General features: G+C 51.4%; 12 protein-coding genes. 6 read left to right on the top strand and 6 right to left on the bottom strand.

The genetic code is table 11. From position 1 onward, the window contains the following. Positions 1 to 208: 208 nt before the first annotated feature. Entirely contained in the window at positions 209 to 1,093 is an 885-nt protein-coding gene (locus tag RGW60_RS18170) for a competence protein CoiA family protein (RefSeq protein ID WP_322205875.1), read from the bottom strand. A 138-nt stretch (positions 1,094 to 1,231) separates the two neighbouring features. Here RGW60_RS18170 and RGW60_RS18175 point away from each other — a divergent pair, with 138 nt between their 5' ends. After that, positions 1,232 to 2,209, top strand: coding sequence for a hypothetical protein (locus tag RGW60_RS18175; RefSeq protein ID WP_322205876.1), 978 nt, complete (start codon positions 1,232 to 1,234; stop codon positions 2,207 to 2,209). 507 nt (positions 2,210 to 2,716) lie between these two features. Here RGW60_RS18175 and RGW60_RS18180 read toward each other — a convergent pair. Next, positions 2,717 to 3,259 carry a cytochrome b gene (locus tag RGW60_RS18180; protein WP_322205877.1) on the bottom strand — a complete coding sequence of 181 codons (543 nt, stop codon included), beginning with the start codon at positions 3,257 to 3,259 and terminating at the stop codon, positions 2,717 to 2,719. A gap of 350 nt (positions 3,260 to 3,609) precedes the next feature. Here RGW60_RS18180 and RGW60_RS18185 point away from each other — a divergent pair, with 350 nt between their 5' ends. Further along, positions 3,610 to 4,272 (top strand): response regulator, encoded by a 663-nt coding sequence (locus RGW60_RS18185; RefSeq protein ID WP_322205878.1) that lies wholly within the window; start codon positions 3,610 to 3,612, stop codon positions 4,270 to 4,272. Beyond that, positions 4,269 to 5,636: an ATP-binding protein gene (locus RGW60_RS18190; RefSeq protein ID WP_322205879.1), complete on the top strand. Its 1,368-nt coding sequence runs from the start codon at positions 4,269 to 4,271 to the stop codon at positions 5,634 to 5,636. The genes RGW60_RS18185 and RGW60_RS18190 overlap by 4 nt, the downstream gene beginning before the upstream one ends. Before the next feature lie 140 nt (positions 5,637 to 5,776). Here RGW60_RS18190 and RGW60_RS18195 read toward each other — a convergent pair whose 3' ends face one another. After that, positions 5,777 to 6,175: a c-type cytochrome gene (locus tag RGW60_RS18195; protein ID WP_322205880.1), complete on the bottom strand. Its 399-nt coding sequence runs from the start codon at positions 6,173 to 6,175 to the stop codon at positions 5,777 to 5,779. A gap of 218 nt (positions 6,176 to 6,393) precedes the next feature. Further along, a complete protein-coding gene (locus RGW60_RS18200; protein ID WP_322205881.1) occupies positions 6,394 to 6,936 on the bottom strand; it encodes a cytochrome b in 543 nt (180 codons plus the stop codon). Between the two features lie 449 nt (positions 6,937 to 7,385). Here RGW60_RS18200 and RGW60_RS18205 point away from each other — a divergent pair, with 449 nt between their 5' ends. Beyond that, a complete protein-coding gene (locus RGW60_RS18205; RefSeq protein WP_322205882.1) occupies positions 7,386 to 8,318 on the top strand; it encodes a cation diffusion facilitator family transporter in 933 nt (310 codons plus the stop codon). Positions 8,319 to 8,440: 122 nt separating this feature from the next. Here RGW60_RS18205 and RGW60_RS18210 read toward each other — a convergent pair whose 3' ends face one another. Next, entirely contained in the window at positions 8,441 to 12,304 is a 3,864-nt protein-coding gene (locus tag RGW60_RS18210; RefSeq protein WP_322205883.1) for a CHASE domain-containing protein, read from the bottom strand. Between the two features lie 27 nt (positions 12,305 to 12,331). Then, positions 12,332 to 14,062 (bottom strand): EAL domain-containing protein, encoded by a 1,731-nt coding sequence (locus tag RGW60_RS18215; RefSeq protein WP_322205884.1) that lies wholly within the window; start codon positions 14,060 to 14,062, stop codon positions 12,332 to 12,334. Between the two features lie 816 nt (positions 14,063 to 14,878). Here RGW60_RS18215 and RGW60_RS18220 point away from each other — a divergent pair. Both RGW60_RS18220 and cysC read left to right on the top strand, forming a co-directional pair. Continuing rightward, positions 14,879 to 15,574 carry a sulfotransferase family 2 domain-containing protein gene (locus tag RGW60_RS18220; protein WP_322206965.1) on the top strand — a complete coding sequence of 232 codons (696 nt, stop codon included), beginning with the start codon at positions 14,879 to 14,881 and terminating at the stop codon, positions 15,572 to 15,574. Further along, entirely contained in the window at positions 15,567 to 16,166 is a 600-nt protein-coding gene (gene cysC, locus RGW60_RS18225) for an adenylyl-sulfate kinase (RefSeq protein WP_322205885.1), read from the top strand. Before RGW60_RS18220 ends, cysC begins: the two co-directional genes overlap by 8 nt. The last annotated feature ends 118 nt before the right edge of the window (positions 16,167 to 16,284 follow it).

Below are 16,284 nucleotides of genomic sequence, written 5' to 3' on the forward strand. Positions count from 1 at the left end.
ATATGCGGCCATTTGGAAATAAAACCTCAACCAAATAGCTTATCAGAGCGACGGTAACTACCAATTTTTTAGTACTTAAAAAGAGGAACCACAACTAAGTTACCGGCTTTTCTCATTTGCTTCGCAAATCGAAGCAAGCTAGGGCTGGCCGGTACATAAGGCTGGGAAACGATACCTGTCAGATGCAGAATGAGCATTGCGACGTAGTTCAACTACGCCCGTTCATTGACTCAAGCCGAGCTAATATATCCTCCCTTGCGACAGATGAGTATATCCAGTTCTGGTATTTTGGGTTGTATTCCCCACCCAGCTGATTACGCCAGATTTTGAGCAACTCAGCAATTTGTGGATTGAAAGACCAAGAGCGTACGGCAATGGAGCCGCTAGGCAGTATTCTAGCGGACACCCACATGCCCATGATAACGAAACGGTGCTCGTGCAGCTTCGGGGCGAGCTGAGAGACAGACGGTGCCGCAGACGGTGAATGCACCAACCATGTTGGAATGCATTGTAATACGTTTTCCGAGAACTGTGGGTACAGCCAGGTTTTATGCTCAACGCGTTGAATTATGTAGCGCCTTGCAAAATCTGACGGGATCGCGTGAATACCGTGCAGCAACTCGCGTAGATCGAGTTCAATTGTCTTTATGCCGCTCTCTTTTATCAATAGCGATTTGTCTTCCCCTACGAATGAGGTAACTGCGACTTCGATGAATAGCTGTGTGCCGTCTTTGAGATGGGCCACCAGATCGGGTTGAAAACCTGGCTGTGGCACCTCCGCTTCAACCCTTTCAAAATCCCACCAACTGCTGGTGTCTTCGCTTGTGGGGTAAACGCCAGGCATCGATGGCAGTTGCAGTCCGAGGGCATCTCGAATCACATCCTTGGCATAGAGGTGCAGCAGGGTTTCACGCTGAATGAAGCAACTCGCCTTGGAGGAATAGTGGGCGAAATGATGTTCGCGAATCAGCCCCTTACGAGCAATAACAGGCTCGCCGCAGCTAACGCACGTGCAATCACAAGCAAGACCACGCGAGGCTTTTCCGATATCAATCAGGCGGGCATTCTGGTCAAGAGCAACAAACATGGTCATGGTGGACTCCGCTGGTATGAAGACGGCTCCAAGAGTCATGATTTGTGCAGGGTAAAACGCCCCCCTAACCCTATATAAAGGGTTGTATGGGGTATGGATAGGATTGAGGCCCTTGTATCTAGGGCGTGAGGAGCTGGTGTGCAGGAAGTGATGCGTTGCCTTCAAACAGAACTGAATGATTCGCCTGCCGATATCAAGGCACATAGAATTCTCCAGTTCATGGTGCAAGCTAAACTCGCTGCCCTTGAGCAGGGTAGGAATGAGCAGCAGGTGTTCTCTCGCCAAGGGTTGCTACTACACGTAGAAGGCGAGTTGAAGGGGCAGACGTTAACCCCGGCCACCTGGCTTCAGGCGGGTTTGTTGGAGCGGTTTCTTGCGTCGCGTGAGGCTGCCCTTGTGGCCCGTCTGCGGCAATTAGGCTTAGAACAGATGCCGATTATCCGTACCAATGAGGGTAAAGGTGGAAAAGGTATTGAGCGATCTTATTGGCTGGACGTTGAGCCATTGCCGGATGACGGGGGAGATGGGGAAACTACACGGCCCTCTACTCGCATCGAGTATCAGCGAACTGAGCCTGGAGCGGTAAAACCCTCCTGGCTCATTCGGCAAATCTTTCGTGACGGTGAGTTGAAGAACCGGAGTTGGCGAGGCGGGGTATTGTTGTTGATGATTTCGCTCGGCGTCGCAGCATTGGGTATCTGGTTTTTTGCTGGTATGTGGGGGGTGTCGAGTATCGACCACGCCCTGACGTTACGGCAGATAGGAGGTACAGCATTCTTGGGGCTCTGCCTTTGGTTGATCTGGACAAGTCTCTACCGCCCCTGGATACGATTGGTCGATGACCGAGTTGTAAAGGCGCCTGCTGCCCTGCTGTCTTTCTGGGAGGACTCCGCCGAGCTGGAAATGCACCGAGACAGCGAAAAGCACCAATGGACGCGCTTTGTACGCTTCACTGGAGACTGTCCGCTGTGTAGCGGTCAAGTTCTACTAATGTCAGGCAAACCCGATCAAACGCTGCCTTTGGTAGGGCGTTGCAGTGAAAGCCCGTACGTACATGTGTACAGCTTTGATCGTGCGCGGTTAATGGGCGTCTATCTCGGACCGCGCGAGGACTGATCGCTTTGGAGGCTTGAGACTCTCGCATAGCACCTATGCCGTAACCTCTGCCCCTCCCTACTGGCTTCTCTGGGCTGACCCCGTCGATCATATGTGTGGAGAAGTTTATCTACTGATCGAAATGCCACAAATTTGCCACACTCGCCCCGCTTACTGGGGCGAAAACCCGCTAACCCTGGCTACCACAACCCTTTGATTTTCCGGCTAATCCGCGCTAACATATTGATTCTAAACGTCGACTTTTAGGACTCCGAAGGCAGTGGTCGTGGGTTCGAATCCCGCCTGGTGCACCATCTTTTTTCCCTTGTATTACAAGGGGATAGCGCTCCTGACAGAAACCTGTCCTAGTCCTGAAAGTCGTTTTTGCCACACTTATGAGTGGCGAGAATGGTCGAAATGGCAACCATCAAAAAGTGCAGCCTGCCTTACAAAGGCCATTGAGCAGCACAGATCTGCCATAACAAGCTATGCCGCCCAGCTTAAAGCCTTGGAAAATCCACGTCAGGATTAACGCCTCGGGAGCATGCGTTCGAGCGTGTCATCTTTTATCAGATAGTGATGAGCCAGCCCTGCCGCAGCATGCAAGCCAATCAGCCAGTAACCGGCATTGCCGAGCAGTTCATGCCAGCCTTTGAGCTGCTTGGCGAACGCCGGGTCGACGGCCACTGGCGCCGGGAGGAAAAATTCGAAATACGGAACAGGCTTACCTGCTGCTGCGAGCATCAGCCAGGCAAGGATTGGGGTTGCAATCATCAATGCATAAAGGGCCAGGTGCATAAGGTGAGCAACGCTTGTCTGCCACCGAGGCGGCGTAGGCGATATGCTTGGCGCAGGGCTCAACCGCCCCAGTAGCCGAATCCAGACCAACGCAAAAATCGACAGCCCAAAAAGCCCGTGCAGACCCAGAAAAAGCCCTCGCAACGCGTCTCCTCTTGGCAGTAAGCCTTTGATTTCAATACAACCATAAACGCCTACGAATAGCGCCAACATTAACCAATGCAGCGTTATTGAGAGCTTTCCATAACGTGATGAAATTGCGGCTTGCTTCATAGGTGAGACTCGGTAGGTTAAAAGTAAAACGTATTATCCGCGCACAGTCTTAAGGCTGTCTGAAGACACAGCCAGACCGCACTCAGGGATTACGAACCTAACGGGCATTTGGCTATGATGGTTCCGGCAAAGCGCAACAAGCATCTGCGCAAAGGTTCAGACTTAACTCCTGGAAGATCGACACGCTTCATTTCTGGGGTAACTCAAGGGCACTATGCTGACGCTCGAAACGCATTGATCGTTTCCAGACGCAGTGCCGCTCAGGTCATGAGCAGGTAGATGCTGGGTGCAAAATAGAAGACCGCTATTGCTAGCCGATGTAAACAAGAAGCTCAAATAACGGAGATACCATGCGTTTGCTGCTCATCGAAGACGACGTTGCACTTGGCGAAGGTATCCATCAGGCCCTTAGCCGAGAGGGCTATACCGTCGACTGGCTCAAAGATGGAAGTAGCGCTCTGCATGCACTGCTCAGCGAAACATTTGATCTGGCAGTTCTCGACCTTGGCCTGCCAAAACTTGATGGCCTTGAGGTGCTGCGTCGTCTGCGCCATAGCGGCTCGAATCTGCCAGTACTCATTCTCACTGCACGCGAAGCTACCGAAGATCGGATTGCAGGATTGGACGTTGGCGCCGATGATTATCTGGTAAAACCATTCGACGTCTCTGAACTGAAGGCGAGGTTACGCGCGTTATTGCGTCGCAGTGCTGGCCGGGCGAAGTTGCTGATTGAGCACGCAGGCATAAGCCTTAACCCCAGCACACAACTGGTTAGCTACAATAACGAGCCGGTCGCACTAACGCCCAAAGAATACCAGTTGCTATACGAGCTGCTCTCGCCACCGGGTCGCGTGATGACTCGCGAACGGTTGATGCAATTGTTGTACGGCTGGAGCGAGGAGGCCGAAAGTAACACTCTCGAAGTACATATCCATCATCTGCGCAAAAAATTCTCAAGCGATCTGATTCGTACCATTAGAGGTGTCGGCTATCTCGTGGAGGAGCGCTCTTGAACTCGATTCGTCAGCGCACCCTAACCCTGATCATCGGGCTTCTGCTGGCCGGATTATTGGTCCTGACCCTCTTCAACGCGCATGATAGCAACCACGAAATTGCCGAAATTTACAATGCTCAACTGGCGCAAAATGCGCGGCTGCTCGAGGGCGTCATGCGCATGCCCTTGGAGCATACGCAGCTTGAGCAACTCTATGAGGCATTCAACCAGGCGCTGGCCCAAGCCGAGCCAAGAGGCAACGGGCACCCTTACGAAAGCAAGATTGCCTTTCGAGTATGGGACAAAGACGGCAACTTGCTGGTACAAACCGCCAGTTCGCCCGACTTTATCGGCCCTCCGGAAGGAACCGGCTTCAGCGCCATAGTTGATATCAACAAACATGAGTGGCGCGCTTTTGTGCTGAAGGATCCAGAACAAGGGCTGCAAATATGGGTAGGAGAACGGGATGATGTTCGTTCGGATTTGGTCAACCGCATCGTCCGTCACACGGTATGGCTCAATCTAATCGGTAGCCTACTGCTCATCGTGTCAATCTGGCTCGCAATCGGGTGGGGGCTCAAGCCGTTGGCCAACTTTGCCAGCACCCTCAGGGAGCGACACTCGGGCTCGTTACAGCCGCTGCGCCTATCGCCACTGCCAAGCGAACTCGAACCGATGCAGGCCGCCTTGAACAGGTTACTAGGGCAAATTCAGGACTTGCTCAACCGTGAACGGCGACTGATTGCCGACGCTGCCCATGAGATGCGCACTCCATTGGCAATTCTCAGGGTTCATGCGCAAAACGTACTGGAGGCTCGCAACGAAGAACAGCGGCGCGAATCGCTAAGCTACCTGATCATTGGCGTCGATCGTACCACCCGGCTCATCAATCAATTACTTACCATCGCCCGCCTGGAGCCAAATCCATCGCCGGTCAGCAAAACGCCCGTGGACCTAGTGAATGCAGTGCGCGAAAGTCTCGTCCAGCTGACACCCTGGGTTCTGAACAAAGGGCTGGAGCTATCCTATGAATGCGTCGGTGAAACACGCGAAGTACGCGTTGATTTTGCGGCCATCGATATCGCCCTGCACAACCTCATCACCAATGCAGTTAACTTTTCGCCTAAAAACGGTCAGGTTACGGTGGGCCTGTCTTTTTCAGATAATCATTATCGGTTGACTGTTGACGATCAGGGCCCCGGGATCGATGAAATGGAAAAAGAGCGACTGTTTGAACCCTTCTACAGTCGAGGCAATGATCAGGGCGTGGGGCTCGGGCTGGCCATTGTGACGAAAGTTGCACTGCTTATCGGCGGTGAAATAAGCCTCGACAACCTGGCGGCCGGTGGACTTCGCGCGAGCTTGAAAATACCAATTGGTTGATATTGACGATTACGACTTAAAGCGAAATCTGTGAGGCCACGAGTGCGCTGAGTAAGGATCGTTACCGTCTCAGCACAACTTACCGAAACGGCAACTGCTCCCGACTCAGAGCCGGTTTTTCAATGACGCTGCCTAGCCAATCATTTTTGCGTCGAGAGAAACTCCAACAAATCGGCGCGTTCTTTCGCGTCTCTTATGCCCCTGAACTTCATGGTTGTACCAGGCACCGTTGCTTTTGAATTGGTGATGTAAGCGTCGAGCTTGTCGGGCGTCCATCTAAGATTGGCAGTCTTCAAGGCGTCGGAATACTTTGCGTAACCAGGGACGGTGCCCGCCGTTCGCCCGATGACGCCGAAAAGCCCAGGGCCTTTCTTGTTTCTCATCGGATTAGCGAGACTATGACAATCTGCACAGTGGGCATCGTAGGAATCAGCGCCGGCGCTTATATCGGCTGCGCGTGCGACGGGGGTCAACCCCGCACTGGCTAGCCAAGCTACCGCTAACATAGGCCATAGGTTTTTAGCTTTCGAATGGCGCATGTTCGTCCCTCCCGTAGTCGTCAAAGGGCCGCCCTTATCATCAATAGCACCATGTTATTCTCTGATGGGTTTCGACCAGTGCTGTGATAGTTAATATCACTGCTTTTGTATTGGGTGTGCAGCAGCAATGTACCGTCGCCTAGGCGCGAACCAGCACGTAGACGGTTGCCATCGTTATTTTCCATGAAGTTTCTCAGTCACTGTTGCTGATGGCAGCGTCATTGGGACGAATCGGGAAGCATGGAGCGCAGCACCTGATCTTTACGCCAGAAGTGGTGCCAAAGCGCAGCGGATATGTGCATCCCAATTAAAGCGATAAAAATCCAAGCGCCAGTTTCGTGGATTCCACCTAATTGGTCCGCAAGATCGCGGTTTTTAGAAACGAGCATCGGCAGGTCGTACACCCCGAAAAAACTTAAAGTTTTACCTTGGGCGCTGGTTAGCAACCATCCGGTAAGAGGCAGGGCCAACAAAAAAAGATACAGGACGCCATGACCTGCTTTAGCGGCAAGGCGAACGGATTTTGGCAACCCGGCGTTAACGCTGCTGGAGCTTGCGATCAGGCGGGTTAACAGGCGAACAATCGCCAACAACAGTATTGCTACACCCATGGAGCGATGCAGGTTAAGCAAGAAGCTTTGCCAGTCATCGTCTTCGACAGTGTCTCTGAGCAATACCGAACCTATGGCCAGCACGATGAACAAGGCCGTTGCCCAGTGCATCGCGATGGTCAGGTCATGATACCGGGCGTTATTGTTCATGATCTTGCCTCAAGTGCGGTCGGACATGACACCAAACTCGCAGCCCAACCTTAAGCGCACCTTAAGACTGGAAATTCCGATCTATAGACGAGGGTGCCCACGATTCTTTAGTTAATCGCAACTAAGACAACCCCTTACTCTTTAACCCCACGACTATGTAGCACCACTCATATTGGTTAAATTTACATCGTCCAATACGCGTTATAACGCCGCCGGTGGCGCCCATAGAACAAGGCATGAGAAATATTAAGATTTACATCCTGAATACTCGCGCTTTCTTTAATGTACGAGGCGAATTATTTTTACCCGCAGACGTGGATATTTGCTTGCGCAAACTTACTCTCACGCTTTAGGCTTAATGGAACATTAAAACAAAAGCCCTCCATTACCTAATTCATTACTCCCCGTCGTCACGGGATGAGTATCATTTTCAAACGGAAAACGAAGCAATGAACTATAGAGATTTCTCTAACGATCATGAGGATGATTCGTATAGCTCTGCTGAGCGAGCGGCGGCGGCCTCTAGATGTACATGGGTAAGCGTCGTCGTGAACATAGCGCTTTCGTTCACTCAGATCGCGGTAGGCATTTTGTCGAAATCCCAAGGCCTTGTTGCCGATGGGGTACATTCTTTATCAGACCTGATCGCTGATTTTGTTGTGTTGTTCGCAAGCCGCAAGAGCAAGGACGCCGCCGACGAAGGTCACCCCTATGGGCATTTGCGATTTGAAACCGCAGCGTCGATGGTTCTAGGCATACTGCTGCTTGGGGTGGGAATCGGGATGATTGGGGCTGCCGTGCTAAAGCTTGAAACGCCTGAGTCTATCGCAACGACGCATGTTGCAGCCTTATGGGTCGCCGGGGCTGCACTGATCACAAAAGAGCTATTGTTTCGCTTCATGCTGACTGTCGCCAAAAAAGTAAAATCGAGCTTATTAATTGCAAATGCGTGGCACGCGCGTTCTGACGCTGCTTCATCGCTAGTGGTCGGTATCGGTATTGCCGGAAACTTGGCGGGCTATCCCATCCTCGACCCTATTGCAGCCCTTATCGTGGGGGGCATGATTGCACGTATGGGGTGGAAGTTCACGTGGGACTCCCTGCATGACTTGATGGATCGTGCCGCGGATGAAGAGGAGGTCACCACTATCCGCCAGACGCTAGTACAAACGCCAGGTATCAAAGGCGTACATGATCTACGCACCCGCAAAATGGGCGATATGATCGTGGTAGATGCGCATATTGAAGTTGATGCCTCATTAACGGTTGAGCAAGGTCACGCCATTGCAGTAGCGGCGAGGCAGAATGTAATGCAGCGCCATCGGGTATTGAATTTGATGACCCATGTTGACCCGTGGAGCCGCCCAGATCTGGACCATTGATTCAGTTGAACTTAATTATAGCGTGTACCAACGACTGCAGTTTCATCTCGGGTTCTTCAACTGCCGCGACGTTGACTAACAGGCGGAGGAAAGTCCGTGGTGACAGGCGCTAAAATGAAAATTCATCCTGCATATTGGACATTCATTTGTGTAAGGCTAAGGATCATCAACTCGTGCAGTTGTTCAAGCCCCGAGACTGTCAGGACATCGCTCAGCGCTTGAACATCTGGCTGGAGCTGAGATTCCAACTGTCCCGCTCGTAATGATAGTGCCATTGCGCCCATAGTCCCCGCACTGCCCTTGATAGCGTGCAGGACCGACCTTGCACCTGTCGTGTCTTGGCTCTCAACTAGGCATTGCAGTTTCGCTAATTGCTGGTGCATGTCATAACCAAAATCTTTTAGTCCATTTCTAATCAGCTCAAGGTTACCACCCATGCGCCGAGCCACGGACGCGCGTGATTCCAGGATGCAGTCATGTTCTAACTTCGCTTCCATGATCGCCCCAACAGGCAACTTCCCGGTCTGAGATAACAAGGTCGCAATTAATTGCTCAAGGTCTATGGGTTTGCCCACATGTTCATTCATGCCCGCCGCAAGACACAGCTCTCGATCAGCTCTCGACGCGTTCGCCGTCATCGCTACGATGGGTAGATTTGCGAACCGCGGGTCCGCACGGATACGCCTGGTGGCTTCAAGGCCGTCGATGTCTGGCATCTGCATATCCATCAACACTGCATCGAAAACCTCAGAATTTGCAATTACCCGGTTGACGCCTGCAATGCCGCTCTCGGCCAATTTAACAGTAGCGCCTTCGTTACTAAGCAGCGACTCAGCAATCTGTCGATTGATCATGTTGTCTTCTATGACCAACAACTGAAGTCCCGCCAGACGCGTCGAACTTTTAAATACCGGAAAATAAGCTCCCGGGTGTGGCATCCGAGCTCCATTGACCGCATCCGTAATTGCGATAATCAACTGCCGAGGCGTTACGGGTTTTGTAAGCATCCCAACGAAAGGTGCATTGCCCTCTTGATAGATATCGTTAAGCGCCTCCCGACCATAGGCGGTGATCATAATCACGATAGGCAGAGGCTGATTGCTACCTTGGCGACGAATGACTTCAGCCACGCTTAGACCGTCCATTCCCGGCATACGCCAATCCATCAAGACGACGCCATAACCTTGCCCTTGCTCTCGGGCCTCCCGGACACGCTCAACTGCAAGCGCCCCATCCATTACGCAATCCGCCTGCCATCCCAAAGCGGTGACGGTATGCATCAGTATTTCGCAGGCAATAGCGTTGTCGTCGACAATTAAAATACGCATTGTGGGGATGCCGACAACCTCTTCGGCCAGCAGCTCAGTCCCTTTTGCGATATCCAGCGCAACATCAAACCAGAAGCGGCTGCCTATACCTGGCTGGCTGTCCACTCTAAGTACGCCACCCATGAGTTTGATCATGTTTTGGCAGATCACGAGCCCCAATCCGGTTCCACCAAAACGGCGAGAAGTAGACGCCTCGGCCTGCGTAAACCCATCAAATATTCGTTCGAGCTGTTCTGGACTAATGCCAATTCCGGTATCAGTAATCGCAATCCGTAGACAGATTCCCTCCAACGAGTCACTAAGTTTTTTGACGCTAATGACTACCTGACCGCTGGAAGTAAACTTAAGGGCGTTACCCGCCAGGTTGATCAAGATTTGCTGTAGACGAAAACTGTCTCCAATTAACGCTTTGGGTAGTCCGACATCAAGATCGAACATCACTTCGACCGCTTCCACCTTTTGGTTGCCCGCCAATACCACGGCGAGATCGCACAATAGCGTCTCAAGCTCGAAGGGGTGCAGGTCCAGTTGTAACTTGTTGGCCTCAATTTTCGAGTAATCAAGGATGTCATTGAGCAATCTCAGCAAGGACTTGGCGGCAGTCTGTGCCTTGGTCACATATTCGTATTGGCGAACATTCATTTCGGTGTGCAGCACCAATTGCAACATGCCCAATACCGCATTCATCGGCGTGCGTATTTCGTGGCTCATATTTGCCAAAAAAGAAGATTTGGCGGCACTGGCGGTATCCGCTTGTTCCTTCGCGAGCCGTAAGCTGGATTCCAACTCTCGCCGGACGGTGATGTCTATCGCAATACCCAAGTAGCCACTGAGCTGACCGTTAACATCGCGCATCGCGGTTATGACCAATATCACCGGAAAACGCGAACCGTCCTTGCGTACATAACTCCACTCATCGGTTTGCGCTATCCCTTCGATTTTCGCCTTGTACACAAGTGCACGGAAACCATCTATAGACTGCCCGTACTCCGCGCTTAACTCCAAACTGCGGGCCGCAACTTCCTCGGGCACGTGAATGATCGATGGTGTGTGCTTGTTGACCATCTCCTCGGCCTTGTAACCTAATAGCCTCTCGGAACCTTTATTGAATACCTTGATAACGCCATCAAGGTCCGTTGCGATGATCGACACTTGAGACGCGGAGTCTAAAACACTGGCGAGCAGCATATTTAACTCGCTCAATTGTGATGTGCGTTGGATGACCTGCTCTTCGAGACTTGAGTTCAACTCTAAGATTTTTGCTTCGGTATTTTTTTCAGCGGTGATATCACGTACCGTTTTAGAGGCCCCAATAATTAATCCGGTTTCATCACGGATAGGGGAGACGGTCAACGAGACATCGATCAAACTTTTATTTTGGCGCAGACGTTTAGTCTGGAAGCCCGATATATGTTCTCCCCGCCTGATTTTTTCTAGAATATCGATTTTCTCTCGCTCATAACCGTCTGGCATAATCAGCTTGGCCAGCGGCTGACCGACCGCTTCTAAAGAGGTATAGCCAAATAACTGCTCGGCGCCTTTATTCCAGCTTGTCACAATGCCGTCAAGAGTCTTCCCGATGATGCCATCTGAGGAGCTTTCAACTATCGCCGCTAACCAAGTCTGCTGGGCAGCCACTAACGATCGCCGCTGACGGCTTACGCTACCAAGGCCAACGAGTACGGTGAACAACAAGGTAATGAACACCCCAAGGAACAATATCAAGTTAGGCGATACTAAATGCAACCCTTGAATAAATGCAGGGTGAGGAGTAATTTCAAGCCGCCAATGACGTCCGTACAGATTAAGTTGGGATTTATACGCGACAAAATTTTGTGTACCTGGCGAATCGGTGCCGCTGTCGTAGAACATTATCTCCTGCCCCGGCACCGTAATATCGATCAACCTTAAATGGACCGAATCATTCTGTCCGGGGAAACTTGCCAGTACGTCGGCAATCACCAATGGGGCATAGCTCCAGCCAAATGCACTCTGCTCACGCTCAGCGATGCTAGAAGGAATCAACGTATCTCGGTAGATGGGCATAAGCATCAGAAAACCTTGATGCTGCTTGTCATTAGCCTGAACTAACGTAATAGGTGCAGTGAGCTGCGCGTTGCCGGTACGGATAGCTTCTAACGCAGCCTCACGACGACTAGGGTCTGAAGCGATATCAAGGCCAAGAGCACGCCGGTTTTGATCTAAAGGTTCAATGTACTGAACTACAAAACGGTCATCTGGCTGGGGGATAAGCTGCCTGATTAAAAAGTTGGGCTGTCCATCGGCTCTTACCGCCGCCTGAAATGCTTTTTCTTGCGCCATCGGAACCCTACGAATAAAGCCAAAGCCTCTTGCTCCTGGAAATTCGGCGCTCAGGTTACGCGTCCGGCTGTAACGGTGGAACGCGTCGTATGTAATCAGATGCTCGCCCGCAGTTAACACGACCCCGCGCGCGCCGCGTAAGCCGTACTCATAGAGCCTCAATCGATCCGACACCGCATCGGCTGCTTTGAGTGCTTCAAACTGGACCGCTGCTCGCGTTTGAGTGTCATTGGCCTCGCGTAAGCCCCACGTACATAAAGCCGTCGTCAATAACCCAATCAACAGCGTCAAGAACCCCCCAAGGCTGATGAGGGCCACGCCGTTACTCTTGTTCATCTTATTGGATTCCAACAGAAACCGTCGTCATTGCGCAGGCCCTTTTTCATGAGCAAGCGCGGGGCCTTGACCGTCTCCACTATTTGCCTTTTCGAGGAGAACAGACAGTCCGAGAAACGGTATAGGACGGCAATAGAGATAGCCTTGCATGACATGACAGCCCAACAATAAGAGCGCCTGCGCCTGCTCTTCGGTTTCTACACCCTCCGCGACCAGCTCCAGCCCAAGGACCTGGGCGAGCTTGATAATCGTGGCAACGATGGCTGCATCGCTTTTGTCCTCCATCATGGTCCGCACGAAGCTTTGATCAATTTTTAAAGTGTCTACAGGAAAGCGCTTCAAGTACGCGAGGCTTGAATATCCCGTACCGAAATCATCCACCGAAATGCGTACCCCCATATCCCTCAGCGCCGACAGTGTTTCGCAGGTGGTATGGATATCCTGGACTAAAACACCTTCTGTTATTTCCAGTTCCAGCATGTTGGGCTCCAGCCCCGACTCTTCGAGAACGGCCTTAACCGTCTCAAGGAATGAGCGGACCTGAAATTGTTTGGCTGAAATATTGACGCTAACCGGAATTGCGTGACCGCGCTCGAACAGCGACTTGGTGTCGTAACAGGCCTGCCTGAGAACAAACTCCCCAATGGGAATGATCAATCCCGTTTCCTCTGCCAGCGGAATGAATTGATTTGGAAGCACAACGACGCCACTACGGCACAATCGAACCAACGCCTCAATGCCAACTACTTGGCGGGTCCTGACGTCCACCTTAGTTTGGTAGAACACCTGAAAGTCACCATCTTCTAGAGCGCTTCGCATACTGAGCTCAAGCCGGTGCCTGGTACGCATACTGATTTCGATTTCTGCCGAAAAGAAACAGTAGCGATTTCTACCTTGTTGCTTTGCTTGATACATGGCTGTATCGGCATGCCAATACAGCGACTCCAGCGTGTCACTATCATCTGGGAACAAACCAATGCCAATACTCGCCGAGACTTCGTAGTACAGATCCTCAACACAAATCCGCTTGCTGATGATCGAGAGCAGCTGCGCAGAAAAATCACCCACCGCATCGAAATTCTCGACTTCCGGCATAAGGACCATAAACGAGTCCCCGCCTTCGCGACTAACCGTGTCGATCGACCGCACATAGTCATTCAAGCGAGTGGCGATCACCTGCAATACCCCATCACCGATCGCATGGCCGACAGCATCGTTGATCGCTTTGAAATTATCCAAATCGATCATTAGCAAGGCGACCTGTCCTCCGCTATGCCGAGCTTGCTGCATCGCCTGATCAGTGCGGTCGTACAACAAGGTACGGTTGGGAAGTCCAGTCAACGCATCATGGTTGGCGAGTTTTTTTGCTTCACTACGAAGTGCGATATGCGCCTTGATGTGCGCACGAGCTACCGGAATGTTTAGCGGCTTCTGCAAAAAATGGACACCGCCGTAATCGAGGGCCCTTAGCTCGTTTTCAGTTTGCGTGTGGGAGGTCACGAAAATAACAGCACTGTCACAGGTCTTCGGGTCGGACTTGAGCGCTTTGCACACCGCAAAACCATTCATACCTGGCATCTGGATGTCGAGTAAAACGACATCGGGTCGCCAGCGCCGGGCTGCTTCCAATGCGGAACAACCATCGATAGCAAAATATACTTGACCTAGATCGCGCACCGCCTCTGTCAGAATTCTGATGTCGGTAGCTTGATCGTCAACCACCAGAATGACTGGTTCGCCAAATATTTTATTGCGCATGCAGTTGCTCCTGACTCGGACCCGAAGAGCCGTCGCGGATATAAATTAATCGTGAGTGTTTGTCGGTACAGCTGAATAGCAGGCAAAAAGGCTCACCTCTAGAATGATGCCATTTTGATATCACTTAATTTTCTTGATCATAAATAGCATGCTGCACAGCGCATTCATAGGTTTAGGTATCCAAACGAGCATGTGCGTGATTGACGATTCAGACCTTTCGTCGACAACCGGCAGCGCCATCTGTACACGTCAGCTCGGCGGTTCTTTCAAAGGAAACATATCAGTGAATTCAGTAACTTGAGCAGTATCCACAGAGCGAATGGTCTGTTGAGTGGCACACCACCATAGCAGTCTTCTGCAGCGTCTACGGTGACGAACACGCTCAAAGCAATCACACCGCTCGCGCAACGCCAGCTCTACACATCCAACCCCATTACTGCTTCAATCACAACCCGCCCCGAATCCGGCTAATCTTGCAACTCCTCAAATAACGCCCATTCTTTGCCCGTAAGATTCGGTAAATCGTGCCCCTTCCGGGGACTCACAACCCGATGCGGTACACATGAGCCATCAGCGTCCTCGGCCCATTGGTAGCAACCTGATGTGATCAAAGCAGCGACAAAAACCGTCTACGATGGCGATGCAGCGACGGCCGATGTCGCTCACTAATGCCTACAATTACTAATATTTTTTTGACGAAAAATTCACATTTTCCGCCGGCTACAATTTGAGTGTAAATTGTGTGCAAATATTACCGAACGGAATTTCCTGCCTGTATCATGGCGACTAATTAATCCTAAGTTACAGGCCACCGCTATGACCCGCTTGTTTTGGAAGTTGATTCCAAAGGTGCAGCGAGAATTATTGCTTGAGCGGCTTTCGATAATTGACAGGCAGGTCGTGGATAAAGCGCTTTCTGGCAGAATCCGATTTCCTCAGGTCTTCGACGAGCTTAAATGCGTGTTCATCCACGTCCCCAAATGCGCGGGCAGCAGCGTCGCAATGTCGCTTTTTGGCGACACCCCTACCGGCCACATGCCGCTGTATTGGTATGAGAAGCAATTCCCAGAACGTTACGCGCACTATCTAAAATTTGGCTTCGTGCGTGATCCGTTGCAACGCGCTTGGTCGGCTTATAATTACCTGCTAAACAATACTCAACGGCGTGATAAAGCCGCCTTTGAGCTGGTCAATAAATACCCCAGTTTCGACGCGTTTATCGACAATTGGCTGCACCCGGAAAACATTTCAAAACAAATACATTTCGTCCCACAGCATCGTTTTTTAGAAAACTCGATAGGTTCAATAGACGTTGATTTCATTGGCCGGCAAGAAAGCCTCATCCCCGATTTTCTGTCGCTGTGCGAACACTTGAATGTTAAAGCCGAGCTCCAGCATATCAACCGTAGCCCAGGAAAACACGACGAAAACCGCGACTTTTGCTCTGCTGCATCCCGGCGCAAAGTGCGCGAGGTATACGCCCGTGATTACGAACTTTTCTCCTATGAATAATAATGTATTACCCCTGATCATCGCGCCCAAACTGGCTGTCGGCCAAGCACTTCGGGCGAGCATGAAGCAGCAACGCGCTTGCTGCGTCTGGTTTACCGGTTTGTCCGGTGCGGGCAAATCCACATTGGGCAACCAACTGGATCAAGCCTTACAAGCCCGTGGCATGCACAGCTATCTATTGGATGGTGATCGGCTGCGCCAAGGACTCTGCCAAGACTTGGGCATGACTGACGCAGATCGCCATGAAAACGTGCGGCGCATCGGTGAAGTGGCCAAACTCATGGTGGACGCAGGTCTGATTGTTATTGTCTCTGCCATCTCGCCATTTCGCGCAGATCGGGACGCTAGCAGGCAAGGCTTTGCCGACAATGAGTTCTATGAAGTTCACGTCAGCACCCCTCTTTCCGAATGTGCCCGCCGTGATGCAAAAGGTCTCTATCGAGCAGTGAAAGAAGGACGAATCACAAACTTTACCGGGATCGACAGCCCATACGAAGCGCCTCTGACGCCAGAGTTTGTAGTTGATACCAGCTCAAATGACTGTATTGAGTTTATTGAAAAGCTGGCAAAGCAGTTGGATGTCGGGCTTTAGATAACAGGCTTACAAGCTGGTTTAGGGGCGAACTTAACCGCGACAGAACAACGTCGCCCCGAACACACAAGCCAGCTCCAACTGAAAATCAAGCGACTTGATTTACGATTGTTACGCA

Origin of the sequence: Pseudomonas sp. AB6 (assembly GCF_034314105.1) — a bacterium.
Lineage (GTDB): Bacteria > Pseudomonadota > Gammaproteobacteria > Pseudomonadales > Pseudomonadaceae > Aquipseudomonas.

Coding starts and splice junctions, on each gene's coding strand:
- RGW60_RS18215 (WP_322205884.1), bottom strand. CDS start 14,062: ATGCGCAATAAAATATTTGGCGAACCAGTCATTCTGGTGGTTGACGAT.
- RGW60_RS18220 (WP_322206965.1), top strand. CDS start 14,879: ATGACCCGCTTGTTTTGGAAGTTGATTCCAAAGGTGCAGCGAGAATTA.
- RGW60_RS18180 (WP_322205877.1), bottom strand. CDS start 3,259: ATGAAGCAAGCCGCAATTTCATCACGTTATGGAAAGCTCTCAATAACG.
- RGW60_RS18170 (WP_322205875.1), bottom strand. CDS start 1,093: ATGACCATGTTTGTTGCTCTTGACCAGAATGCCCGCCTGATTGATATC.
- RGW60_RS18200 (WP_322205881.1), bottom strand. CDS start 6,936: ATGAACAATAACGCCCGGTATCATGACCTGACCATCGCGATGCACTGG.
- cysC (WP_322205885.1), top strand. CDS start 15,567: ATGAATAATAATGTATTACCCCTGATCATCGCGCCCAAACTGGCTGTC.
- RGW60_RS18185 (WP_322205878.1), top strand. CDS start 3,610: ATGCGTTTGCTGCTCATCGAAGACGACGTTGCACTTGGCGAAGGTATC.
- RGW60_RS18195 (WP_322205880.1), bottom strand. CDS start 6,175: ATGCGCCATTCGAAAGCTAAAAACCTATGGCCTATGTTAGCGGTAGCT.
- RGW60_RS18210 (WP_322205883.1), bottom strand. CDS start 12,304: ATGAACAAGAGTAACGGCGTGGCCCTCATCAGCCTTGGGGGGTTCTTG.
- RGW60_RS18205 (WP_322205882.1), top strand. CDS start 7,386: ATGAACTATAGAGATTTCTCTAACGATCATGAGGATGATTCGTATAGC.